22 protein-coding genes are annotated in these 21,308 nt (G+C 67.4%); 14 read left to right on the plus strand and 8 right to left on the minus strand.

Annotation, left to right across the window (positions count from 1 at the left end):
- The first annotated feature begins 808 nt into the window (after positions 1-808).
- Complete coding sequence (locus ACXC9Q_RS17415; protein ID WP_457057555.1) at positions 809-2,125, plus strand: hypothetical protein; 1,317 nt, start codon at positions 809-811, stop codon at positions 2,123-2,125.
- Positions 2,126-2,697: 572 nt separating this feature from the next.
- On the opposite strand, the gene ACXC9Q_RS17420 is transcribed toward ACXC9Q_RS17415, so the two are convergent.
- Positions 2,698-3,573 carry a helix-turn-helix transcriptional regulator gene (locus ACXC9Q_RS17420; protein ID WP_457057556.1) on the minus strand — a complete coding sequence of 292 codons (876 nt, stop codon included), beginning with the start codon at positions 3,571-3,573 and terminating at the stop codon, positions 2,698-2,700.
- Between the two features lie 104 nt (positions 3,574-3,677).
- Here ACXC9Q_RS17420 and ACXC9Q_RS17425 point away from each other — a divergent pair, with 104 nt between their 5' ends.
- From ACXC9Q_RS17425 to ACXC9Q_RS17435, 3 genes are all read left to right on the plus strand, one after another.
- On the plus strand, positions 3,678-4,538 hold the full coding sequence (locus tag ACXC9Q_RS17425; protein ID WP_457057557.1) for an aldo/keto reductase: 861 nt from the start codon (positions 3,678-3,680) through the stop codon (positions 4,536-4,538).
- Between the two features lie 84 nt (positions 4,539-4,622).
- Positions 4,623-5,453 (plus strand): oxidoreductase, encoded by an 831-nt coding sequence (locus ACXC9Q_RS17430; protein ID WP_457057558.1) that lies wholly within the window; start codon positions 4,623-4,625, stop codon positions 5,451-5,453.
- Positions 5,454-5,469: 16 nt separating this feature from the next.
- On the plus strand, positions 5,470-5,790 hold the full coding sequence (locus tag ACXC9Q_RS17435) for a carboxymuconolactone decarboxylase family protein (RefSeq protein WP_457057559.1): 321 nt from the start codon (positions 5,470-5,472) through the stop codon (positions 5,788-5,790).
- Between the two features lie 145 nt (positions 5,791-5,935).
- Here ACXC9Q_RS17435 and ACXC9Q_RS17440 read toward each other — a convergent pair whose 3' ends face one another.
- The 3 genes from ACXC9Q_RS17440 to ACXC9Q_RS17450 form a co-directional block, all read right to left on the minus strand.
- Entirely contained in the window at positions 5,936-6,379 is a 444-nt protein-coding gene (locus ACXC9Q_RS17440) for a DUF1003 domain-containing protein (RefSeq protein ID WP_457057560.1), read from the minus strand.
- Positions 6,380-6,643: 264 nt separating this feature from the next.
- A complete protein-coding gene (locus tag ACXC9Q_RS17445; RefSeq protein WP_457057561.1) occupies positions 6,644-7,090 on the minus strand; it encodes a hypothetical protein in 447 nt (148 codons plus the stop codon).
- A 482-nt stretch (positions 7,091-7,572) separates the two neighbouring features.
- Positions 7,573-8,235 carry a TetR/AcrR family transcriptional regulator gene (locus ACXC9Q_RS17450; RefSeq protein WP_457057562.1) on the minus strand — a complete coding sequence of 221 codons (663 nt, stop codon included), beginning with the start codon at positions 8,233-8,235 and terminating at the stop codon, positions 7,573-7,575.
- 146 nt (positions 8,236-8,381) lie between these two features.
- Here ACXC9Q_RS17450 and ACXC9Q_RS17455 point away from each other — a divergent pair, with 146 nt between their 5' ends.
- The 5 genes from ACXC9Q_RS17455 to mhpA are packed head-to-tail and all read left to right on the plus strand — an operon-like array spanning position 8,382 to position 14,254.
- On the plus strand, positions 8,382-9,515 hold the full coding sequence (locus ACXC9Q_RS17455; RefSeq protein ID WP_457057563.1) for a VOC family protein: 1,134 nt from the start codon (positions 8,382-8,384) through the stop codon (positions 9,513-9,515).
- Positions 9,512-10,450 carry a fumarylacetoacetate hydrolase family protein gene (locus ACXC9Q_RS17460; protein WP_457057564.1) on the plus strand — a complete coding sequence of 313 codons (939 nt, stop codon included), beginning with the start codon at positions 9,512-9,514 and terminating at the stop codon, positions 10,448-10,450. Before ACXC9Q_RS17455 ends, ACXC9Q_RS17460 begins: the two co-directional genes overlap by 4 nt.
- The gene (locus ACXC9Q_RS17465) at positions 10,450-12,330 is read left to right on the plus strand and encodes an acyl-CoA synthetase (protein WP_457057565.1); all 1,881 of its coding nucleotides are present in this window, start codon (positions 10,450-10,452) and stop codon (positions 12,328-12,330) included. The genes ACXC9Q_RS17460 and ACXC9Q_RS17465 overlap by 1 nt, the downstream gene beginning before the upstream one ends.
- The gene (locus tag ACXC9Q_RS17470) at positions 12,327-12,680 is read left to right on the plus strand and encodes a DoxX family protein (RefSeq protein WP_457057566.1); all 354 of its coding nucleotides are present in this window, start codon (positions 12,327-12,329) and stop codon (positions 12,678-12,680) included. The genes ACXC9Q_RS17465 and ACXC9Q_RS17470 overlap by 4 nt, the downstream gene beginning before the upstream one ends.
- Complete coding sequence (mhpA, locus tag ACXC9Q_RS17475; RefSeq protein WP_457057567.1) at positions 12,677-14,254, plus strand: bifunctional 3-(3-hydroxy-phenyl)propionate/3-hydroxycinnamic acid hydroxylase MhpA; 1,578 nt, start codon at positions 12,677-12,679, stop codon at positions 14,252-14,254. The genes ACXC9Q_RS17470 and mhpA overlap by 4 nt, the downstream gene beginning before the upstream one ends.
- Before the next feature lie 273 nt (positions 14,255-14,527).
- On the opposite strand, the gene ACXC9Q_RS17480 is transcribed toward mhpA, so the two are convergent.
- The 4 genes from ACXC9Q_RS17480 to ACXC9Q_RS17495 all read right to left on the minus strand — a co-directional run bounded on the left by ACXC9Q_RS17480 (position 14,528) and on the right by ACXC9Q_RS17495 (position 16,073).
- Entirely contained in the window at positions 14,528-14,905 is a 378-nt protein-coding gene (locus ACXC9Q_RS17480; protein WP_457057568.1) for a DUF6624 domain-containing protein, read from the minus strand.
- The gene (locus tag ACXC9Q_RS17485) at positions 14,872-15,066 is read right to left on the minus strand and encodes a hypothetical protein (RefSeq protein ID WP_457057569.1); all 195 of its coding nucleotides are present in this window, start codon (positions 15,064-15,066) and stop codon (positions 14,872-14,874) included. The genes ACXC9Q_RS17480 and ACXC9Q_RS17485 overlap by 34 nt, the downstream gene beginning before the upstream one ends.
- Before the next feature lie 183 nt (positions 15,067-15,249).
- Positions 15,250-15,444: a hypothetical protein gene (locus ACXC9Q_RS17490; protein WP_457057570.1), complete on the minus strand. Its 195-nt coding sequence runs from the start codon at positions 15,442-15,444 to the stop codon at positions 15,250-15,252.
- Positions 15,445-15,590: 146 nt separating this feature from the next.
- Positions 15,591-16,073 (minus strand): alpha/beta fold hydrolase, encoded by a 483-nt coding sequence (locus ACXC9Q_RS17495; protein WP_457057571.1) that lies wholly within the window; start codon positions 16,071-16,073, stop codon positions 15,591-15,593.
- A 61-nt stretch (positions 16,074-16,134) separates the two neighbouring features.
- Here ACXC9Q_RS17495 and ACXC9Q_RS17500 point away from each other — a divergent pair, with 61 nt between their 5' ends.
- From ACXC9Q_RS17500 to ACXC9Q_RS17520, 5 genes are all read left to right on the plus strand, one after another.
- Positions 16,135-16,830: a sigma-70 family RNA polymerase sigma factor gene (locus ACXC9Q_RS17500; protein ID WP_457057572.1), complete on the plus strand. Its 696-nt coding sequence runs from the start codon at positions 16,135-16,137 to the stop codon at positions 16,828-16,830.
- A gap of 32 nt (positions 16,831-16,862) precedes the next feature.
- On the plus strand, positions 16,863-17,024 hold the full coding sequence (locus tag ACXC9Q_RS17505) for a hypothetical protein (RefSeq protein WP_457057573.1): 162 nt from the start codon (positions 16,863-16,865) through the stop codon (positions 17,022-17,024).
- A 285-nt stretch (positions 17,025-17,309) separates the two neighbouring features.
- The gene (locus ACXC9Q_RS17510; RefSeq protein WP_457057574.1) at positions 17,310-18,731 is read left to right on the plus strand and encodes an ATP-binding protein; all 1,422 of its coding nucleotides are present in this window, start codon (positions 17,310-17,312) and stop codon (positions 18,729-18,731) included.
- Between the two features lie 270 nt (positions 18,732-19,001).
- Positions 19,002-20,234 carry an alpha/beta hydrolase-fold protein gene (locus ACXC9Q_RS17515; protein ID WP_457057575.1) on the plus strand — a complete coding sequence of 411 codons (1,233 nt, stop codon included), beginning with the start codon at positions 19,002-19,004 and terminating at the stop codon, positions 20,232-20,234.
- 279 nt (positions 20,235-20,513) lie between these two features.
- The gene (locus ACXC9Q_RS17520) at positions 20,514-21,308 is read left to right on the plus strand and encodes an N-acetyltransferase family protein (protein WP_457057576.1); all 795 of its coding nucleotides are present in this window, start codon (positions 20,514-20,516) and stop codon (positions 21,306-21,308) included.

Consider the following 21,308-nt stretch of genomic DNA (forward strand, 5'->3'; position numbering starts at 1 on the left):
CCATCCAGCGTTGAGCAGACAACCGCGACACGCCGGGCATGTCTCGATCGTGCAGGGCGCCTTCGGCCGCGGACCACCTCGGATAGGAATGGGACCTCGGACAAGGCACGCGGTTCCGGGTCCCCGGAGGGTGTCCGAGGTTCCCAATCGTTCAGCGGGATCGGCGGTCGGTTCCGGTGGACGTGTAGAGCTCGAGGCTGATTCTCGGATCGTTCAAGTGGTTGATGGCCTGGATCAGAGTGTTGGCGTGTTCGTGGTTGCGGTCGACCAGCAACTGCACCCGGCTCGCGCGGTAGTCGACGCCGCCGCCGATGCCCGAGGAGTCGGACGGCGAGTTCCCTCAGTTCCAGGGTGGAGTACTGAACCTGCACGAACATCACACGCAACCACGTCGGGTTCGTGACCAGCAGGAGCCGTCGTGCTTGCTGAAGGGCGTCCTCTGTCGTCATCTGGATCGTCAGCGTTGACGTCGATGGATCCCACAGCATGTCCCCGTCGTACGCCTGCAAACGCTTCAGTGTGGCGCGAACCCGATCCCGCTCCTCCGAGTACCTGGCGTCGCCCGTCACGTCCAACGGCAGCGACCATTCCTGCGCGCCGGTCACCTTGGGGTCGTCTGCAGCTGCCACAACTGGATGCTAAGCAGGAACCAGTAGTTGACGGCTGGCCGCAGTGACCAGGTTCACCAGTCCGCCGGCCTCCTGGCTGGCGGCGGCGTACATGCTCGGCCCCAGCATGCGCCCAGTACATCACCTGGCGAGGGGTTGCGGCGCCGGGCGGATCGGGTCGACCCTGGTCGAGGGGCGCGATGGCCGAGGACGCAGCGCGGACGCGGGACGGCATCTCGGGTCGGACACCGGTGGCCGTACGGGTGGTCCGCGCCCTGTTGTACGTCCTGCTGTTCATCCGGATGCACAGCGGAAGAATGTATCCAGTCCTGTCCTTCGTGGCGATCAACTCGGTCGTCCTTCCCGCCTACGTCGTCGCGCGCACTGGAGCGGTCATCCTCGTTTCGGTCGTCGCGTACTTCGTCCTCGGGGCCGTTCTCGGTCCGCGCCTGGGACGATCCGAGTACCGGATGCTGTACGGCGACCCGCTGTTCGGCCGCTACGGTGGCATCCCGCACCGGGTGGCCCGGGCCACCGTCCAGTCGGCCGGTGACGTGACGGTCCGGGTACCCGAGCCCGACAGGCAGCCGCTGCTCGACCAGGTGACGCTGTCCGAGGACGTCGTCGCGCACACGATCGAGAACAACTACCGCAAGCTGGATCCGCCGGAGGCCTGGGACGACTACTGGAACCGGGAGATGACGCATCCGTTCGCCGGCTCCAGCTATCGCGAGGCGCTGACGACGTCTCCGGGCAGCTTCCTCGTCATCCCGAGCTGGCTGTACCGGCTGCGGCTGCTCGAGCCGCTGGTGCCGACGTTCCTGACCGTGGTCATCGTGCTCAGCTCGTTCGGCCCGACCACGGCCGGAGCGCGGGCGTTCCTCGTCCAGGTTGCCGTGGTCCTCGGGCTGCTGTGCGCCCTGCTCGTGCTTGCGGTTCGCGGTCTGCGGCGCGGTGAACCGATAAAGCTCGGCCTGCCGCCGGAGATGATCGAGCACGTCAACAGCCTGGACCGGGTCAGCCCGGAGACCAGGGCCGAGCTGGTACGGCGCTCCGAGCAGCTCGCGGGCCGGTCCACGACGGTCCTGGCAACCTCGGTCGGGCGACGGGCGAACGGCGTCGTGGTCCGCTTTTTCGCCCGGAGCCTCGTCGTGATCATGGCGCTGAACCTGCTCCAGCTCGCGGTGATCGGTGCGGTCGCGATGCTCAGCGGGTTGCTGTTCTCGTCGCACGACCACGCGGTGCTGACGGCGTATGGGCGGATGTCGTGGGCGCTGGTCCAGGGCGTCGTGGTGCTAGTGGCGGCGTATCTGTTCTGGACGCTGGTCCTGCTCCAGTTGCGCCACCTGGCCGGCGTGGCGGTCGGCACCCTGACGACCGTCGCCGTGGTCCCGCTGATCCAGTACGTCACGACCGGGCGGGTGTCGTTCGACCCGGCGACGCTGGCGGTGGTCGTGCCCGCGGTGATCGCGGCCGCCGTCGGTCCCCAGGTTGCGGAGTACTTCAAGCGGAGTTGACCGATGCGGGGCCACGGTTGGCGCCCGTGGCCCCCGGCAACTAACGCTCAGGCCGTGAAGGCCTGGAACTCCGAGATGCGGACCTGGCTGGCGACCAGCGGGCCGCCAGCGAACCCTCAGCAGACGCCCTCTAACGAGCCGCTCGTCGGGCCCAAGTCCGGCGAGCGGTCGCTGTAGGAAATCAAGACTTCTTGAAGTTCTGGGGCGGAGAGTCCCTGGCGGCGCACAAACTGGCGGCGCACAAAGCCCAGGGCGCCGAGTGGCCCGCTGGGCCCAGGTCAGCCACATCATCCGCAAGACCGACGACACCATCGAGGAAATCAACATCTACGGCCCCGACCGTTCCCCAAGCAAGACAGTCCGCCGACCCGTCGAATTCCCTACGACACCGCCCGCCAAAGCCGCCGCCCCAAGCGCTCCACCCCACAACAACCGCACGAGGTGACTCTCGTGACGAGTTCAGTGAAGAACCTGACGCCACACCCGTGGGGACCCCGGATCGTTTGCTAGTCGATCTCAGCTTCGCGGCGGTAGCCGAACAACTACAGGCAAGAGCCAATTCAGCCGTGGTCTCAGGAACCGCCTTGGTCTCGGACAGGAGCGGTGGCGTGTTGGGTGGTGGCCCAGCTGGACAGGAAGTGCAGCGCTTCGCTGGCCGGGCTGTCGGGTTCGGCGGTGTAGGTGATGATCACCAGCCCGTCGCCGGCCAGTTCCATGGCTTCACCGGTGAGTTCGAGATCTCCGACAAGGGAGTTGTGGAGGCGTTTGGTGGCGGTGCGATGGTATTTGACGTTGTGACGTGCCCAGCGGGTGCGGAACTCGTCGCTTCTGGTCGCCAGTTCGCCGACCAGGTCGGTGAGCGACTTGTCGTGCGGATTGCGGCCTGCCTCGGCGCGCAGGGCGGCGACCGAGTCGTCCGCGACTGTCTCCCAGTCGAGGAAGAACTCCGGCGCCCGGTGGTCCAGGAACAGGAACCTGGCGACGTTGAACGGCAGCCGGTCGCGGTCGAGGATGCCGCCGTACAGGGCGAAGGCGAGGTCGTTGGCGGCGAGGATGTCGGTGCGGGCGTTTCGCACGTACGCCGGCGTAGTGAGCGACTCGAGGATCCGCAGTACCCCGGGGCGCACCTTGGATACAGCGGTACGGCGTGAACCGCGGACCGGGCCGACCGATGCCCGGGCGAGGTCGAACAGGTGGGCTCGCTCCGCGTCGTCGAGGCGGAGTGCCCGGGCGAGGGCGTCGAGGACCTGTTCGGAAACGCCGGCGAGGTTGCCGCGTTCGAGGCGGGTGTAGTAGTCGGCGCTGACGCCGGCGAGCAGGGCGACTTCTTCGCGGCGCAGCCCACTGACGCGGCGCTTGTCGCCGAAGGTAGGCAGCCCGGCCTGTTCCGGGGTCACTTTCGCGCGCCGGCTGGTCAGGAACTCCCGTACGTCGTCCTTGGTGCTCACGATCTTCACCGTACGGGCGGGCGTGTTCGTACTGGGAGGGTCTGCTGGTACCTGTTACACCGGGGACTCCCACCTGTGATGCAGACAGGTGTTGGCTGGGCGACATGGATCAGACCGTCACCTTGAACAACGGCATCACCATGCCCATCCTCGGGTTCGGAGTCTTCCAGATCCCCGAGAACCAGACTCAGGCGGCGGTCGAGGCCGCGCTTCAGGCGGGCTACCGCCATCTCGACACCGCCGCCGCGTACGGCAATGAGGAAGCGGTCGGCGCCGCCATCGTCGCCAGCGGTGTCGCCCGTGACGACCTGTTCGTTACGACGAAGCTGTGGATCCAGCACGCCCCGACCGGCAGCGTCGAGGACGACACCGTGCGCGCCTTCGATGCCTCATTGCGCCGGCTCGGCCTCGATCACCTCGACCTGTACCTCATCCACCAGCCGCTCGGCGACTACTACAGCGAATGGCGAGCCATGCAGCGGCTGTACGCCGAAGGCCGCACCCGGGCGATCGGCGTCTCCAACTTCCATCCCGACCGGCTCGTCGACCTCATCGAGCACAACGAGATCACCCCGGCGGTCAACCAGATCGAGACCCACCCCTTCCACCAGCGCGTCACCGACCAGGAGCTGATGCGCGAGCGCGGCGTACAGATCGAGTCCTGGGGGCCGTTCGCCGAAGGCCGCAACAACCTGTTCACCGACCCCGTCCTCACCGCGATCGCCGAGACCCACGGCAAGTCGGTCGCCCAGGTCGTGCTCCGCTGGCTCGTCCAGCGCGACGTCGTCGTCATCCCCAAGTCCGTCCGCCCCGACCGGATGGCCCAGAACCTCGACATCTTCGACTTCACCCTCACCGACGACCAGCTCAAGCAGATCGACACCCTCGACACCGGCAACAGCCTGTTCTTCGACCACCGCGACCCCGCCATGGTCAGCGCTCTCGGCGGCCGCAGGATCGACTGACGTCCCATGCACGCACAGCGACGCGGTGGCTTCCGCTTTGGGCTGCACTGACAATCTCCGAACAAGGATCCAGAAAGGAACACCATGACCACCTGGCTCATCACCGGCTGCTCGACCGGCCTCGGCCGCGCGTTCGCCGAGGCTGTCCTCGACCGCGGCCACAACGCCGTCGTCACCGCCCGCGACGTCGCGAAGGTGCAGGACCTGGCCGACAAGTACCCCGACACCGCACTCGCGCTGCCGCTCGACGTCACTGACGACACCCAGGTCACCGCAGCTGTCGATGCCGCCGAGAAACGCTTCGCCGCCGTCGACGTACTCGTCAACAACGCCGGCTACGGCTACCGCGCCGCTGTCGAAGAAGGCGAGGACGACGCCGTCCGCCAACTCTTCGACACCCACGTCTTCGGCACCGTTCGCACCATCAAGGCCGTCCTGCCCGGCATGCGCGCCCGCCGTAGCGGCACGATCGTGAACCTTTCGTCCATCGGCGCGCGGATCTGCCCGGAAGGCTCCGGGTACTACTCGGCCGTCAAAGCCGCGATCGAGGCACTCACCTTGTCGCTGCGCAAGGAGGTCGCGCCGCTCGGCATCACCGCCATGGTCGTCGAGCCAGGCGGCTTCCGCACCGACTTCGCCGGCCGGTCACTGACCCAGTCCGCGACACCGATCGCCGACTACGCCGACACCGCGGGCAAACGTCGCAAGGAACACGACACCGGGCACGGCAAGCAGCCCGGCGACCCGGCCAAGGCCGCCACCGCGCTCATCCAGGCCGTCGAGTCCGAGTCCCCGCCGTACATGCTGCTGCTCGGCAACGACACCTCCGACGGCTTCCGCGCCGCCCTCGACGCGCTCCGCACCGAGGCCGATACGTGGGAAACCCTCAGCCGCAGCACCGACTTCGACGCCTGACCGGAGGATCCACCTCATGCCCGAACCCACCCCAGCGCAACGAGCCATCGGCGACTTCGCCCCCAAACTCGTCGAACTCACCGACGACGTCCTGTTCGGCGATGTCTGGAAGCGGACCGAACTCCCCCCGCGTGACCGCAGCCTCATCACCGTGGCCAGCCTGCTCACCTCCAGCAGCTTCGAACAGCTCCCCAACCACCTACGCCTCGCCCGGCAAAACGGCCTCAGCGAAGCCGAGCTCAAAGAGGCGATCATCCACCTCGCGTTCTACGCCGGCTGGCCCAAAGCGATGTCGGCCATCCAAATTGCCAAGACCGTCTTCGCCGAGGACCGCTGACAGCCCGACCTCGAAGATGCGTACCAACTGCAGGCTTGCTGCCAAGTCTTGCCTCGAGAACCCTCACAGTGTTGAGCCCGCCGCGGCGCGGGATGCCGTGGACGGTTCATGTCGCTACTCCCTCATTGTCGCGGCGTGCCGCCATCTACTGACCTCGGGCACAGCTCGTCGGCGTGGCTGCAGCATTCGCCGCGTGGATCTCTTTCGTTAGATCGAGGATCTCGTTGGACAGGCGGAGCAGCCTTTCGTTCTGTTGCTCCTCGTCCTTGACTGTCCGCCAAGCCTCGTCCGCGATCACCTGGCGCTTCTCGTCGGCTCGGTTCTGGCTGATCATGACGAATGTCGACAGGAAGATGGCCTCCAAGGACACGATCATCGTCAGCAGGCCGAACGGATAGTCCTCGACGCCGAGGCTGATCCACAGGCTGAACCAGATGGCATGGATGTATACGAACTTCATCGAGCCTGCGAACAGCGTGATCTGGTCGGCAACCCGGTTCTCCCGGCGCTTGCTGCGCTCGCGGAGATGCCGCAGCAGTGCCGGGCTGACCGGAGCGCTCGCGGAACTGGTCGCTCGGCCGGCCGTCATGCGACCAGCCGGTGCGCCTGCTTGCCGACCTGGCGCAGCGTGAAGCCCGCGAAGATCTCGATCACCCCCGCGGCTGATGGCCCACACTCCGACCAGTGTCACCAGCGAGCGATCCCAAGAGCGGGCCGCCCACGCCCCCAGCACCATTAGTCATTGCAACTTCCTTTCAGTAGTGCCGCCCGGGCAGGTCGTCAACCATTCCTGCCCGGCGGCGCGAGTGCTGTAAGGAGGACTGGTGCTTGCCGACCACCGGTCCGACTGGGCCTACGAGTTGTCTGCAGCCTTGGCGAGCTTGTCGGCGTAGGCGCGGGCGTGGATGGAATCGAGGATGAGCAGCTGCGCGTTCTCGACCGCCCAGTCGGCGAAGTCGAGGGCTTCGGCCGCGTCAGCTTCTGCCCAGTCCGCGTCGTTCGCGGCGGCCTTGGCGTCCACCTGGCGGGTCCGCTTGTCCATGTTTGCTTTGACGTCGCTCATCTTGGCCGCGGCGCCGGCCTTCACCTGCGCCCACTTCACCCGAGCGTTGTCGGCGGCCTGCGAGACCTCCTGCCGTGCGTTCTGGGCTGACTGGTCCAGGTTGGACTGGGCTCGGTCGATCCGCTCCTCGAGTTGCGCTTCGGACTCGGTCGCGGCCGTCTGCACCGCCGACTTGGCCGTCGCAACCCGCTTCTGCAGATCATCCAGCCGCGTGGAGAAGTTCGTGTGCTGAGTCATGAGCTACCACCTTCAGATTCCGGCCTGATGAGGCCACTTGTAATGTATGTGCAGTACTGACGTTATCGTCAGTACTGCAGATCGGTCAACCGGCTGGCTGTGAAGATGTGCCGAAATCCTCAGTTGCCTGGCTCGAGATGAGTAGCCGCCGGTTGTGAGAGAGCCGCCCGGGGAAACCCTGCTGACGCGCCACCACTGCGTTGTCCGCGCTGAGGCGAGACATACGTCCACGACCTGTCGTCGGGTACCAGATCGACTCGCGCCTGCGCCAACTGAACCGACAGGGTTCGGCGCAGGCTCGGTTCTGCCGACAGGACCGGGTTCGTGTCGGTTCTAGTACGCGCAACCCAACTGCCCAGCAGCCGTCCAGTCGCTCGCGTCGGCGGACATCGTTCCGTGGGCTCGTCAGGGTCGAGCGGTTGCGGCTGCCGCGGGAGGCGCTGGTAGCCGGTTCTCGCCGAACGCTGGGCAGGAGCGAATCGTCAGGTCGCCGAGCCGTTGCCGGGGGTGGCGTCGATGTCCGGCAACGGCAGCGTGGAGATCCGCTGCGCCCGTCGCCGCGGTACGCCGAACATGCGCAGCAGATCCTCGGTCACCCGGTCCGTGGTCTCCTCGACGTCGCGGTCCGGCTGCGCGTGCAGCAGGTGGCCGAGGGCGATCAGGGCTCCGGCAGACATCGTGACGGCTACGTCGAGGTCCTGGACGTCGAAGACGCCGGCATCCACGGCGGCCGCGATGTCCCGCCGGACGCGTGGTGCCAGGCCGTTGTCGGCGTTCAGCAACCGCAGCACGTTGTTGAGAAGGACCCGGCTGAGTTCGGGCTCCCGCCGGTGCAGCCGCCCGGTGAGCCGGAAGCTGCAGGCGAACACCTCGGCGGGGTCCTGGATGTCGGCCGTCAGGTTGTCGAGCAGCTGGCCGTAGGCGTCCATCACTGCCTCGACCGCTGCCTCGAACAACTGCTCCTTGGTCTCGAAGTGGTTGTAGAAGGATCCCATCCCGACGTCAGCGGCCTGGGTGATCTCCAGGATCGGCACGTTGGTCCTGCCCTCGGCGATGAGCGTCTGCGCAGCCTGGATGAGAGCTGCTCGCGTCCGGGCCTTGCGACGGTCCAGCCGGTTCGTCTGCTGCGTGGGTGCGTTGCTCAAGACCGCTCCTGTGCGTCTTCGTCTCGGTTGTGTGGCACCCATCCTAGCGTGGCCCCAGTCAGAAATGACGAAAACCTCAATGACCTCTTGACTGATCATGTACTCATAAGTGACGATTACGTCAGTAGACCATCTGAGGAGTAGCAATGAGCAGTCACCACGGGACGCACAACGACCTGCACAGCGAGCGGGGTGCGCTGCCCGCCGAGCACCCGGGACGCGCGAAGAACCCTGTCATCAAGGTGCTCGACCTGGCCTGGCTCGAGTTCGTCAAACCCGACCTGGTCGGCTCGGAGCGCTTCGCGCACGCGTTCGGGTTCACCACCGTGAGCCGTACGGCGGACGAGCTGCAGCTGCGCGGGACAGACTCCGGCGCGCCCTGTGTGATCGTCCGGCGCGGACGACGCTCGAGGTACCTCGGTGCGGCCTTCCGCGCCGCCGACTCCACCGACGTGGCGCGACTCGCCGACGCCACCGGAACGAAGGCCGAAAAGCTGCCGGAGCACCTCGGCGGGCTCACCGTGGATCTGACCGACCCGAGTGGGGTCATGGTCCGGGTTGTCGCCGACACCCACGAGCTCGCAACCCTGCCGTCGCAGCCGACGCAGGTGCTCAACTTCGGACACGACGTGCGGCGTTCCAACACCACGCAGCGCCCGCCGCGTGCCCCCGCAAAGGTCCAGCGACTGGGCCACGTCGTGCTCCAGACAACGAGGTACGTCGAGTCCCTGAACTGGTACCTGGAGAACCTCGGTCTCATCGTCAGCGACTTCAAGTACTACGAGGGGCAACGCGAGCGCGGCCCCACGATGAGCTTCATCCGCTGCGACCGAGGCATGACTCCCACCGACCACCACACGCTCGCGATGATGCTCGGTCCCAGCAACCGGTACGTGCACTCGGCGTACCAGGTCGGAGACCTCGACGCGATGGCCGCCGGCGGTGAGTACCTCCGCGAGTTCGGCTTCCACCGCTCGTGGGGGATCGGTCGTCACATCGAGGGGAGCCAGATCTTCGACTACTGGCGCGACCCGGACGGGCTCCTGGTCGAGCACTTCGCCGACGGTGACCTATTCGACTCCAGCCTGGAGCCTGGCTGGTCGCCGATGACGGTGTCCGGGCTGGCCCAGTGGGGACCGCAAGCCACCAAGGACTTCCTGGGCCTCACCCCAGGACGAGAGGCGCTACACGAGCTGGTGTCGATGGCTCGTTCGCTGCGTGACGACAACGAGTTCGACCTGACCCGCCTGCGCGGCCTCCTGAAAGTGACGAGTTCATGAGCATCACGATCCTTCGTACGCCCGACGCCTGGTGGGTCCGCACTCCCGGCGGAGCCGCCCGCATCGACACCGACGCCACGACCACCGGCGGGCTGCTCGCCGAGCACGACCAGATCGAGGCCGCCCGGGGAAGCGGAACAACCGTCGACCCGGCCACCCTCGACGTGGTGGCCCCGGTGACGGCGCCGTGCCGGGTGGTGGCGCAGATGACGAACTTCGCCAGCCACGTGAAGGACTCAGGGCTCGACCCGGAAACCATCCCGCTGACGTTCTTCCGCAAGACGTCGGGATCGCTCAGCGGCCCGTTCGACGACATCGTCCGCCCCGATCACGTGCGCTTCCTGGACTACGAGGTCGAGATCGGCCTGGTGATCGGCCGGGAGCTGCCGGTGGGAACGCAGGTCACCGCAGACAACTGGACCTCGTTCGTCGCCGGCCTGGTGGTGACCAACGACGTCTCGGCGCGCGACGTGCAGCTGCCGAAGACCCAGTTCTTCGAGTCCAAGTCGTACCCAACCTTCACACCGGTCGGGCCGTCGCTGGTCCTGCTCGACGACGACGAGCTCAAGCGCTTCGGCGACCTGCGCCTGCGCCTCTGGGTCAACGGCGAGCTGCGCCAGGACTCGGTGGTCGACGACGACATGGTCTACTCCCCGCTCGAGGCCCTGCAGGCGCTGAGCCGGTTCCAGCGGCTGGACGCCGGTGACCTGCTCCTCACCGGGACCCCGAAGGGCACCGCCCTCAGCGCACCGCCGAAGCCGGTCGAGATCATCGCCGCGTTCCTGCCGCCCGCGCTGAAGTGGAAGATCTTCTTCCAGCGGCAGGCCCAGAACCCCAAGTACCTCAAGCACGGCGACGTCGTCGAGGTGGCCATCGGCACCGATGACGGCGCGATCGACCTCGGTCGGCAGCGCACTGGCGTGAGGGCCGCCTGATGGGCGAGCTGATCTGGCCGACGTACGACGGGCCCGGCGACGTCGCTGCGATCGAGGTCGTGCCGCTCGCCGACCGCGGTCTTCCGGGCACGACGTACGAGCTACTTGTCCGGGCCGCCGGCCTCTGGCCGGATCGCGTTGCCCTGTCCGTGCTCCCTGACGGCGAACGGTGGGAGCAGCCGGCGGAGCGAACGTACGCCGAGCTGCTGATGGACGTGCATCGCTACGCCAACGTGCTCCACACGCTCGGGGTACGCCGAACCGACGGGGTCGCCCTCTTCGCCCCGAACTGCGACGAGCTCGTGACCGCGATCCTGGCCGCCGAGCTCGCCGGGATCGCGGCGCCGATCAACATCGGGCTCTCCGGGAAGCACATCGCCGAGCTCCTGCGCAGGTCGGGCGCCCGGGTCCTCGTGGCTGCCGGTCCTGAACTCGCGCCCGAGGTTTGGGAGAGTGCCCGGGAGCTCGCTGTCGAGGCCGGGATGGAAGCCCTCCTCGCCCTAGGCCCGACGCGGACCGGCTCGGCCGAGGCGGAGCTACACCCGATCGACCACGTGCGCGTCGGGCGCTTGTCCACTCTCGCGGCGGAGCAGCCACCCGACGCCTTCGTGGGTGAAACACCCTCGGCCACCGACCTCGCCGCTGTCTTCCACACCGGCGGCACGACGGGCACGCCGAAACTCGCAGCACACACCCACGCCAACGAGGTCAGCGACTCCTGGATGATCGCTGCCAACGGCCTGTTGCGCGACGCGGTGGTGTTCGCAGCGCTGCCGCTCTTCCACGTCAACGCCCTCCTCGTCACCGTTCTCGCGCCCCTGTTCAGGGGCCTCCGGGTCGTCTGGGCAGGCCCAGACGGCTACCGCGACCAGGCGCTCTACAGGCATTTCTGGAAGCTCATCGAGCGCTATGGCGTGACAACGATGAGCGCCGTGCCCACCGTGTACTCCGTCCTCGCCGGCCATCCCATCGACGCCGATATCAGCAGCCTCCGCTTCGCCGTCGTCGGCGCGTCCCCCCTTCCTCAAGCCGTCCGGGACGGCTTCGAATCCGCAACCGGCATCCGGCTGGTCGAGGGCTACGGCCTGACCGAGGCCACCTGTGTCAGCGCACTGAGCTTCCCCCACTATTCGCGTCCCGGGTCCGTCGGCCAGCGCCTGCCGTACCAGCACGTGAAGGCCGTCCAGATCACCACCGACGGTGAGTGGGTCGACCTTCCTGCCGGTCAGGTCGGGGTGCTCGCCATCAGCGGGCCGACCGTGTTCCCCGGCTATGTCACAGGCCGGACGCCCGATGGGCCCGTGCTGGACGGCATGGGCAAGCTGCGCGACGGCTGGCTGGACACCGGAGACCTGGCCTGGATCGACCCCGACGGCTTCATCCACCTCGCCGGCCGGGCCAAGGATCTGATCATTCGCGGCGGTCACAACATCGACCCGGCGGTCATCGAGAGCGTGCTGCTGGCACACCCGGCGGTCTCGGCCGCGCAGGCGGTGGGTCGTCCGGACGTGCACGCCGGCGAGGTGCCGGTCGCGTTCGTCACGCTCGCTCCGGGCGCCGGCGCGACCCCTGAGGAACTGTGTGCCTGGGCGTATGACCGCGTGCCGGAGCAGGCGGCGGCGCCCAAGGCCGTCACCGTGCTGGACACACTCCCCGTCACCCTCGTGGGCAAGCCGTTCAAACCCGCGCTGCGCGCCGAGGCCACCCGAGCGGCCGTCGCCGACGCGCTCCGCGACATGCCCACGGTCACCGGCGTCCGCGGAGAGCTCGAGGACGGTGCGGTCGTCGCCGTCGTCAGCCTGGCCCGTGGCGCCGACGAGACCTCGGTCAAGGAAGCACTCGACCACTTCGCAATCACCTGGAGATTGGAACTGTCATGACCACCACCTCGATTCTTGCGGGCATCCTCGTCGTCGCCTTCGCCGCACTCGGCTCGGCCAAGCTCGCCGCCGTACCCGCCATGCGCGCAAAGGCGGAACACGTGGGCTTCAGCGTCTCGGCGTACCGCCGGATCGGCCTTCTCGAGGTCCTCGCCGTCGTCGGCCTGCTCGTCGGCGCGTTCGTCCCGATGATCGGTGCCCTGGCCGCCGCGGGACTCCTCATGCTCCTCGGTGGGGCCATCGTCGCCCATCTGCGCAACGGCGACGGCCTGCGCGAGATCGCCCCGGCCGTCGTTCTCGGCCTGGTGGCCCTGAGCTTCCTGCTTCTCGTGGTCGGAGACCTGCGATGAACCGTTCTCAGCAGACCCGGGCCGACCCGGTTCCCGTCGTCATCGTGGGGGCCGGCCCCGTCGGTGTCACCGCCGCCACCCTTCTCGGGCAGTACGGCGTCGACTGCCTCGTCCTGGACCGCTGGGACGGCGTCTACCCCCAGCCGCGGGCTGTGCACCTCGACGACGAGATCTACCGGGTCCTCGCGCGGCTCGGCATCGCCAAGCAGTTCGCAGCCGTATCCCGGCCCACTCGCGGGCTGCAGTTGATCGACCGGAACCACCGGGTGTTCGCGGTGTTCGACCGCGACGGCGACCACGGCCGGCACGGACACCCCAGGGCCAACATGTTCGACCAGCCCGAACTCGAGCACCTGCTGCGCACCAACCTCAAGGACCAGACCACGGTCAGCCTGCGCGGGAACGTCGAGGTCACCGACGTCGCCCAAGACGGCCAGGGCCGGGTCCGGGTGGACTTCACCGACGCGCTCACCGGCGAGCACGAGTCCGTTCTGGCAACCTATGTGCTGGGCTGCGACGGAGCCAACAGCGTGGTGCGCACGGCGATCGCTTCGACGATGGAGGATCTCAAGTTCGAGCAGCGCTGGCTTGTGATCGACGTGGCCAGCACGGTCGAGCTCGACCAGTGGGAAGGCGTGCACCAGGTCTGCGACAACGAACGCGCGGCGACGTACATGCGCATCGGCGACGTCCGCTACCGCTGGGAGTTCCGGCTGCAGGCGGGCGAGACCGCCGCTGACTTCGAATCGATTCGAGCCCTCCGGCGCCTCATCGGACCATGGGTCGAGGGCATCCCCAGCGACCAGCTCGAGCTGGTGCGTGTCGCGGAGTACACCTTCCGGGCCCAGCTGGCCGACCGCTGGCGAGACGGCAATGTGTTCCTCCTCGGCGACGCCGCCCACCTGACGCCCCCCTTCATCGGACAGGGGTTGTGCGCCGGACTCCGCGACTCGATGAACCTCAGCTGGAAGATCGCCGGCGTCCTCTCCCACGACCTGCCCGAGTCGGTGCTAGACACCTACGAGGTGGAGCGCAAGCCACACGCCCGGACGCTCATCAAACTCGCCAAGCTCATCGGCGTCTCCATGACGCAGGGCGGGCGAATGGGTGGCCTGCTACGCAGGGCTATCGCTCCGCGGCTGCACTGGGTCCCCGGCCTCCGCGACCGCCTCCTCGACAGCGAGACACCACCGCTGCCCCGGTCCGATCTCGTGGATCGACCCAGACTCCGCAAGTCCCTCAACGGACGGCTGTGCCCGAACGCGCCTCTGACGGATGACATCCGGTACGACGACGTGACTCGTGGCGGGTTCGTGTTCGTGACCGCCGTACCGCTCTCGCCCGAGCAGCGGGCGGCACTGGCGGACCGCGGGACCGAGGTGCTCGAGGTGGCACCCGGCTCAGCCCTGTACAAGTGGCTCGCAGACGGCAAGGCTGCCGCCGCACTGGTACGACCCGACTTCACGGTGCTGCGGGCCGGCCGCGACGTCGCAGCGCTCTGCGAAGTAGCACCGACGTTCCTGGTCGCCGGTGGAACGCGTCCCCGCGAGACGGCGGCAGGCGGCGACGAGTGAAGTAGCCCAGGTAGACCAGATCAAGCTGGACCGGTCGTCTCCGCTCGTGGCGTCAGCTTGTGTGGCGAGGTCCATCAGTTCGGCTCGGACGCTACCCACGACGCGGCTCGACCCGCGCGAACCGCGACACGATCCGCTCCAACAGCTCGTCGAAACCCGAGCACGCGATTGTCACCACCAGCGTCAGCTTGAGATGCATCGGTGAAGCCACCACCCGACGCATCGACACCGTCCTGTCCAAGCACCTTGCCGCCGACGTCGTAGGGTCGACGGTCACGTCCGCCAGCCGACAGAGCGAGCCCAGGACTCGGCCGCCTCTTTGCGGGCGGCCGCGTTGTCTGGTCGCTGGTGGCCGTCCCGCAGTGCATTGGCGCGGATGCGCGCAACGTTCTCGGCTAGGGAGTCGAGGCGTACGGCGCGGCGGCGTACGTCGACGTCCGCCGGGTCGGCGATCGGGAGGGGGTTGAGCAGGCCGTCTTCGTCCCAGTCGAACTGAGTGCCGTAGCGCTGCGGCTTCCCCTCGAAGCTCAGGATGCGGTCCTCGAGCATCGCAACCTGGACCGGATCTACGTCCCCGCCCATCGCGGCCGCCTGTACGAGCGGCAGACCACGCCGCATCACCGCCGGCGAGCCGATCGCATGCTGAAGCACCAGGAACGCCGCTCGGCATTTCGCCGGTGGACCTCCGCCATCCGGGAGTGATAGCCCTCGAACAGCGACCCGTCCGCCACCAGCTCCGCTCGCACGGCCTCATCCTCGGCCGCCATGGCCAGCAGCTCCTGCGCCAGGTCGAGGCCCGGTCCCTGCCTCATCGACATGCCGCCTCTCGTGTCTCCGCACCCTCGACGGCCATCCCAAGCCACTACAGGACGGTGCGTCAACCGTCCGATCCAGTGAGCACCAACGGATTCCCAACACCGAGCTCGTACTCGCGCCCTGGGGTCGAGGAACACCAGGGCGACCTGACGAACATCGCCGGGCGTCGTCGCCTCCACTCAGGCCAGGAAGTCGAGCAAGGACTTCGTGACGAGGTCCGGGTCTTCCTCGCACAGCCAGTGGAGGGCCTTGTCCACGGTGATGATGCCGCGGATGTCGGTTGCGATCTGCGGCAGTGTGTACTCGAACCACTGGCGCGACGTGGCGGCGATCAACCCCAGCAGCGGCATGGTGACCTTGGCGTAGGTCTTCATGTCGGCGATGTCCTGGTGGACGGCCTGGTACCACCCGTTCGACGCCCGGATCGCGTCCGGATCGTCGTACCAGGAGGTGTAGACGCGGCGGTCTGCGTCGGTGACGTTGTCCTGGTCCCGTAGACCGATGCCATAGTGCCAGTCGATCAGGTGCCTGGACCGGTCCTGCAGGAGTTGGCCGGGAAGCTGAAGGCCACCATCACCCCGATGTCGTGCCCGGCGATGTTCACCTGCCGGTAGCCGAGACTGCGGACCAGCTCGTAGATGTCGCGAGCCATCGTCTTCTTGTCGTAGCCGCCGGCCGGGCGTTCCGAGGCGCCCATGCCGCGGATGTCGACGACGATCACCCGATAGTGCTGGGCGAGCAGCGGCATCACCTTGTGATAACTCCACCAGGTCGCCGGCCAGCCCGGCACCAGCACCAGCGGCTCACCTTTGCCCCCGGCAACGTAATGCAGTCGTACGCCGTTGACACGCGCGAAGTGGCTGTGGAAGCCGCCGTCCAGCCGCATGGCCAGCAGCTCGTCGTCCATCCCTCTCGCCGGCCGGCGATCCGCCGTACCGAAGGCCTCGCCGGAAGCCGACGCGGCCAGTGCTGCGCCCACACCGACAGTGGGTGACATCTGCATCAGTCACCTCGGCCCGGTTTGATCCGTCAGGTCTCTGACAGTGGACGGAGAAGGGTGAGCGATGAACCGGCAGGACTATCTGACCGACGGATTCGAGAGGCACCGGCCGCAGCTGAAGGCGGTCGCCTACCGGATGCTCGGCTCCTTGAGCGAGGCCGACGACGCGGTGCAGGAGGCGTGGCTGCGGCTGAACCGCACCGACACCAGCGATGTGGAGAACCTCGGCGGCTGGCTCACGACGGTCGTCGGCCGGGTCTGCCTGGATCTCCTCCGCCGTCGCACCACCCGCCGCGAGGCGCGGTACGAGGCACATCTCCCCGACCCGATCGTGAGCCGCGACGAGACGGTCAATCCTGAGGACGAGGTCCTGATCGCCGACTCGGTCGGGCTTGCGCTGCTGGTGGTTCTCGAGTCGCTCGGGCCGGCTGAACGACTCGCCTTCGTCCTGCATGATCTGTTCGGCGTGCCGTTCGAGGAGATCGCGACGATCCTCCAGCGCACGGTCCCCGCGGCCAAGCAGCTGGCCAGTCGCGCCCGGCGCCGGGTGCGTACGGCGGCACCGGCCCCGGATCCCGATCTCGCCCTGCAACGTCGCGTGGTCGAGGCATTCCAGGCGGCATCGCGCGACGGGGATTTCGCCGCACTGGTCACTCTGTTGCGTCCAGACGCCGTACTGCGTGCGGACCGCGGTCTGATCGCGGGCGCCGGCTGGACCGAGATCCGCGGGGCTGCCTCGGTGGCCGGCCAGGCCCCCTGACATTCCGCCGGCTGTCCGCCTTCCCGCGGCCGGTGCTTGTCAACGGCAACGCCGGTCTGATCACCGTGGCCGACGGGCAGCCGATGGCGGTGATGAGCTTCACCATCACGAGCGGCAAGATTGTTGCCATCGACATCCTCGCCGACCCCGCGCGGCTGCGGCAGCTCGACATCGACGTACTCACCGCGGACTGAGGCCCACCGGCACCCTTCCCGGTCCGGTGCGCCAGTGCAGCGCGTACTACACGATCGGCCTGTTGTCGGTGGCGGTCGGCGCGCTGCCGCCTTCAGCCGATCGGCGGACCATCCGTCCTAGGCGGATGGACGTCGAGCAGAAGGGCGGCCAGCTCGTGCGGCCGGGTGAGCATCACGTTGTAATCCCGCCGCCAGATCTCCGCTCGTCGCATCACTCTCACTTGCGAAACTTGCATCTATGAAACTATCATCTATGCAAGTATTCTCGAATGGAGGTTCTCACAAGTGGACGGATTCGTCGGACGGCAAACCGAGCTCGGTCTCCTCGACGAGTTGCTCGGATCCGTCGGTACTCGCGGCCGCGGGACCCGGCGGGGGCGCGCCGTCCTCATCCGGGGCCGGCGGCGAGTCGGAAAGTCCCGGCTGGTCGAAGAGTTTCTTGACCGCGCTGAACTCCCGCACGTCTTCTTCACCGCGGTCGGCGGATCCCGGGAGGGGGATCTGGCCGCCTTCAGTGCCGAGGTCGCGGCATCGTCGTTGCCCGAGGCATCACGCTACACGGACTTCACCGTTCCGCAGACGTGGGACGCAGCCCTGAGCTTGCTCACAACCGTGCTCCCGACCGACAGACCCAGCATCGTCGTCATCGACGAAATGCCCTACCTCGTGCAGGAGGACCCAACCTTCGAGGGCGCGCTACAGAAGGCCTACGACCGGACCCTGTCCAAGCTTCCGGTCCTGTTGATCCTGATCGGCTCCGACCTCGCCATGATGGAGCAGCTGAACACCTACGGCCGGCCCTTCTACCAACGCGGCACCGAACTGGTCGTCCCTCCGCTCAATCCAGCCGAAGTCGGCCGCATGCTCGACCTGCCACCCGCCGATGCACTCGACGCCTACCTCATCAGTGGCGGCCTCCCGTTGATCCTCGAGGAGTGGCCCTCAGGCGCAGGCCCGATGGACTACCTGGAGCAGGCAGTAGACCGACCGACCTCGGCGCTACTCGTCAGCGGAGAACGCACACTCGCGGCCGAGTTCCCCACCGAAGCCCAGGCGCGCCGAGTACTGACCACCATCGGCCACGGCGAGCGCGCCTTCACGTTGATCGGACGCGCGTCCGGCGACCTCAATCCAGGCTCGGTCAAGCGCTCACTGGACCTGCTGACAGCACGCCGGATCGTCGCCGCCGACACACCCCTGTCCACTCGGCCGAGCCGCGAGACGCGCTACCGGATCGATGACCCGTACTTGCGCTTCTGGCTGTCCTTCGTAAACCCGGCAATCCCGCTGATCGAACGCGGTCGAGGCGATCGGGTCCTGAAAACGATTCGTGCGAACTGGACGACCTGGCGCGGCCGAGCTGTCGAGCCCGTGATCCGCGGCGCCCTCTGGCGCCTGACCGACGGGTCCCTCCCCGAGGAGACGAACGCGATTGGTGGCTACTGGACCCGCACCAACGACCCCGAGATCGACATCGTCGGCGCCGACCGGGCGCCGATCGCCAAGAAGATCACGGCGGTCGGATCGATCAAGTGGCTCGAGAACAAGCCATTCGACTCCCGCGACCTCGCACGCCTCATCCACCACAGATCACAACTACCAGGGGCCTCCGACAACACACCGCTGATCGCGGTCACCCGCAGCGGCTGTACCGCACCAGACATCACCCACCTCACGCCCGAGCACATCATGTCCGCCTGGAACTGACTCGCCGGATCCGAGCTGGACAAGACACGATCCCGTGACGGCGGAACGAACGGCGATTCGGGATCGGGCAGACATCACCGCACTCGTGCACGCACGAGCGGTTCGGAGGTGTCTGCTGGATCACGGGAGCTCTGCGACCCCATCAGTACTTCCATAGCGCGCCGACCCTGCCGAAATCTTGTCAGGATGAGCCGCGGTCGCTCGACCGTGTCGGGGCCGTGGTCCAGAATCAACTTCTCGCCGAGTTGAACGATCGACGAAAGGACCTTGATGCCGGTCAGCCCACGGATCAACCGCCTGTACGACGAATTCCGGGTCGCTGGACCCGCTGCAATCGAAGCCTTCTGGAACGACGTCACCGCCTCTGGTACGCCGATCGTCGAGCCGCTGGACGAGGACCGCGTCCTGGTCACGTTCGTCTGGCGCGGAGATGCCGAGTCGACGACGATCGGCTGGGAGCTCAACCTCCCGCTGGAGCGCTTCGAGCAGACAGACCTGTGGTACGGAACGCAGGAGCTGCCCGCCGATCTGCGCACCATCTACTACATCCGGCACGGCGATGCCGACTCCACCCCGCACGACGCCGACGGCGCGGGCCCGTCCCACATCGACGCCGCCAACCCGCGGCCGTTCCAGTTCCCGCGCGATCCTGCCGACGGGACGGACTGGGACACTTGGCTGTCCACCTTGGAACTGCCGGCGGCACAGCCGGAGACCTGGTCGACGCCTTGCCCTGACGTTCCCCGTGGTTCGATCACCGAGGAGTCGCTCGAGAGTGAGGCGATGGGGGAGACTCGGCATCTTTCGGTGTACTGCCCGCCGGGAACCTCGACCGAGGGCCTGGCGACGCTGGTGGTGTTCGACGGGTATCTCGGCCGCACTACCCTCCGCATGCACACCACACTCGACAACTTGATCGCCGCGGGCAGGATCCCACCGGTGGTCGCCCTGTTCGTCGGTCAGGTCGCCACCCGGCGGCTGGAGGAACTCAGCCCGAACCAGGCCATGGCCGACTTCGTCACCCGTGAGTTGATGCCGTGGGCGCGACGTCGCTGGAGCCTCAGTGACAACCCTGACGACTGCGTCATCGCCGGTTCGTCGCTGGGCGGGCTCACCGCGGCGTACATCGCGCTACGCGCTCCGGAGGTCTTCGGTGCGGTCATCTCCCAGTCCGGAAGCTTCTGGTGGCCGAAACTCCAGGAGGGTGAACCAGGATGGCTGATCCGCGAGTACGCGAAGGAACCACGCAAGCCGCTCCGGTTCTATCTCGACGTCGGCAACCGCGAGACCCAGGTGTACGACGACGGCGTTCCGGATCAGCTGTCGATCAATCGCCGGATGCGTGACACCTTGCAGGAGCGCGGATATCCGGTGACGTACGCCGAATTCACCGGCGGGCACGACTACATCAACTGGCGGCGAACCTTCGCAGACGGCCTCCTGACGGTGCTACCCGCCGCCGGCTCAGTCCGGAATGCGCCTGACCACCTGACGGCCCGGTGACTTCCACCGTCGCGATCAGCTGAAGATCAGCGATCGTACGTCGGCGGCCCGGCTCCCGTGGGGAACAACATGCGTTCGGCAGCTTGTTCCGTAAGTGGTTGGCTGGTGGGGTGGACCGGTTGGTAGCGTGCTGTGGTCCGTGACATCACGCCTGGAGGTGAGACCCATGAACGCTGTAGAGCAGTGGGTGCTCCCCCTCTCGTGGTCACGGGCGGGCGATTGACATAGGTGTCGCCGGGAGCGCCTCGAGAAGTTCGGCACTCCCGAAGGGAAACACCTATGAACTCTTTGCCTAACAGTGCGGGCCTCGGTGCCCACGCGGTGACGATCTCGCGCGTCGCGGAGAATCAGTGGCACGCGGTGGAGAACGACCTGGTCGTCGGCCGTGGTCACGCATCGCGGCGGCTCGACGGCCGGACCTTCCTCAGCATCGACACCTGGCGCGCCGCCGTGTTCGATCGGCTCGCCGCCGCGATGCTGGCCGACCAGTCAACACCGCTCTACACGGTGGTCGACGAGACCGACCGCGACCTCACGGCCAATTGGGTACGCGCGGGATTCGCGACGTGGCGCCGCGAATCGGAGTTCGTCGTACCCACGGGACTCACCCGGGCGACCGTACCGTCAGGGGTGCTCATCGCGACCGCCGGCGACGTGGCCGAGGCTCCGCTGCGTGAGCTGGACCAGGCGATTCGCGACGAGGTCGAGTCCACCGTCGGCTGGGAGACGATGCCCGCGGAGGTACTGCCCTGGCAAGGCGGGACGAGGCCGATCGACCCATCGAAGTACACGGTCGCGGTGCGGGACGATCGGTACGTCGGGCTGGTCCGGGTAGCCACGATGACCCGGCGCCCGCGCATCGGGCTGGTCGCGGTGCTGGCGGCCGAGCAAAGGCACGGCATCGCCCGGGCGTTGCTGAGTCAAGTGCTGGGTCGGCTGCGCCGCTCTGGTTTCGAAGCAGCCACGGCAGAGATCGACGAGACCAACACGGCCGCGATGGCGCTGTTCGAGGGGCTCGGCGCACGCCGTACGGGCGGCAGTCTGGAACTGATCCGCCGGCCGGGAAAGGCCTGA

The sequence above is a fragment of the Kribbella sp. CWNU-51 genome, from assembly GCF_054073265.1.

Bases quoted from the DNA above. Each gene is read 5' to 3' on its own strand.
- ACXC9Q_RS17415 (WP_457057555.1), top strand. From the start codon at position 809: ATGGCCGAGGACGCAGCGCGGACGCGGGACGGCATCTCGGGTCGGACA.
- ACXC9Q_RS17425 (WP_457057557.1), top strand. From the start codon at position 3,678: ATGGATCAGACCGTCACCTTGAACAACGGCATCACCATGCCCATCCTC.
- ACXC9Q_RS17430 (WP_457057558.1), top strand. From the start codon at position 4,623: ATGACCACCTGGCTCATCACCGGCTGCTCGACCGGCCTCGGCCGCGCG.
- ACXC9Q_RS17435 (WP_457057559.1), top strand. From the start codon at position 5,470: ATGCCCGAACCCACCCCAGCGCAACGAGCCATCGGCGACTTCGCCCCC.
- ACXC9Q_RS17440 (WP_457057560.1), bottom strand. From the start codon at position 6,379: ATGACGGCCGGCCGAGCGACCAGTTCCGCGAGCGCTCCGGTCAGCCCG.
- ACXC9Q_RS17445 (WP_457057561.1), bottom strand. From the start codon at position 7,090: ATGACTCAGCACACGAACTTCTCCACGCGGCTGGATGATCTGCAGAAG.
- ACXC9Q_RS17455 (WP_457057563.1), top strand. From the start codon at position 8,382: ATGAGCAGTCACCACGGGACGCACAACGACCTGCACAGCGAGCGGGGT.
- ACXC9Q_RS17460 (WP_457057564.1), top strand. From the start codon at position 9,512: ATGAGCATCACGATCCTTCGTACGCCCGACGCCTGGTGGGTCCGCACT.
- ACXC9Q_RS17465 (WP_457057565.1), top strand. From the start codon at position 10,450: ATGGGCGAGCTGATCTGGCCGACGTACGACGGGCCCGGCGACGTCGCT.
- ACXC9Q_RS17470 (WP_457057566.1), top strand. From the start codon at position 12,327: ATGACCACCACCTCGATTCTTGCGGGCATCCTCGTCGTCGCCTTCGCC.
- mhpA (WP_457057567.1), top strand. From the start codon at position 12,677: ATGAACCGTTCTCAGCAGACCCGGGCCGACCCGGTTCCCGTCGTCATC.
- ACXC9Q_RS17485 (WP_457057569.1), bottom strand. From the start codon at position 15,066: ATGAGGCAGGGACCGGGCCTCGACCTGGCGCAGGAGCTGCTGGCCATG.
- ACXC9Q_RS17490 (WP_457057570.1), bottom strand. From the start codon at position 15,444: ATGAAGACCTACGCCAAGGTCACCATGCCGCTGCTGGGGTTGATCGCC.
- ACXC9Q_RS17495 (WP_457057571.1), bottom strand. From the start codon at position 16,073: ATGCAGATGTCACCCACTGTCGGTGTGGGCGCAGCACTGGCCGCGTCG.
- ACXC9Q_RS17500 (WP_457057572.1), top strand. From the start codon at position 16,135: ATGAACCGGCAGGACTATCTGACCGACGGATTCGAGAGGCACCGGCCG.
- ACXC9Q_RS17515 (WP_457057575.1), top strand. From the start codon at position 19,002: ATGCCGGTCAGCCCACGGATCAACCGCCTGTACGACGAATTCCGGGTC.
- ACXC9Q_RS17520 (WP_457057576.1), top strand. From the start codon at position 20,514: ATGAACTCTTTGCCTAACAGTGCGGGCCTCGGTGCCCACGCGGTGACG.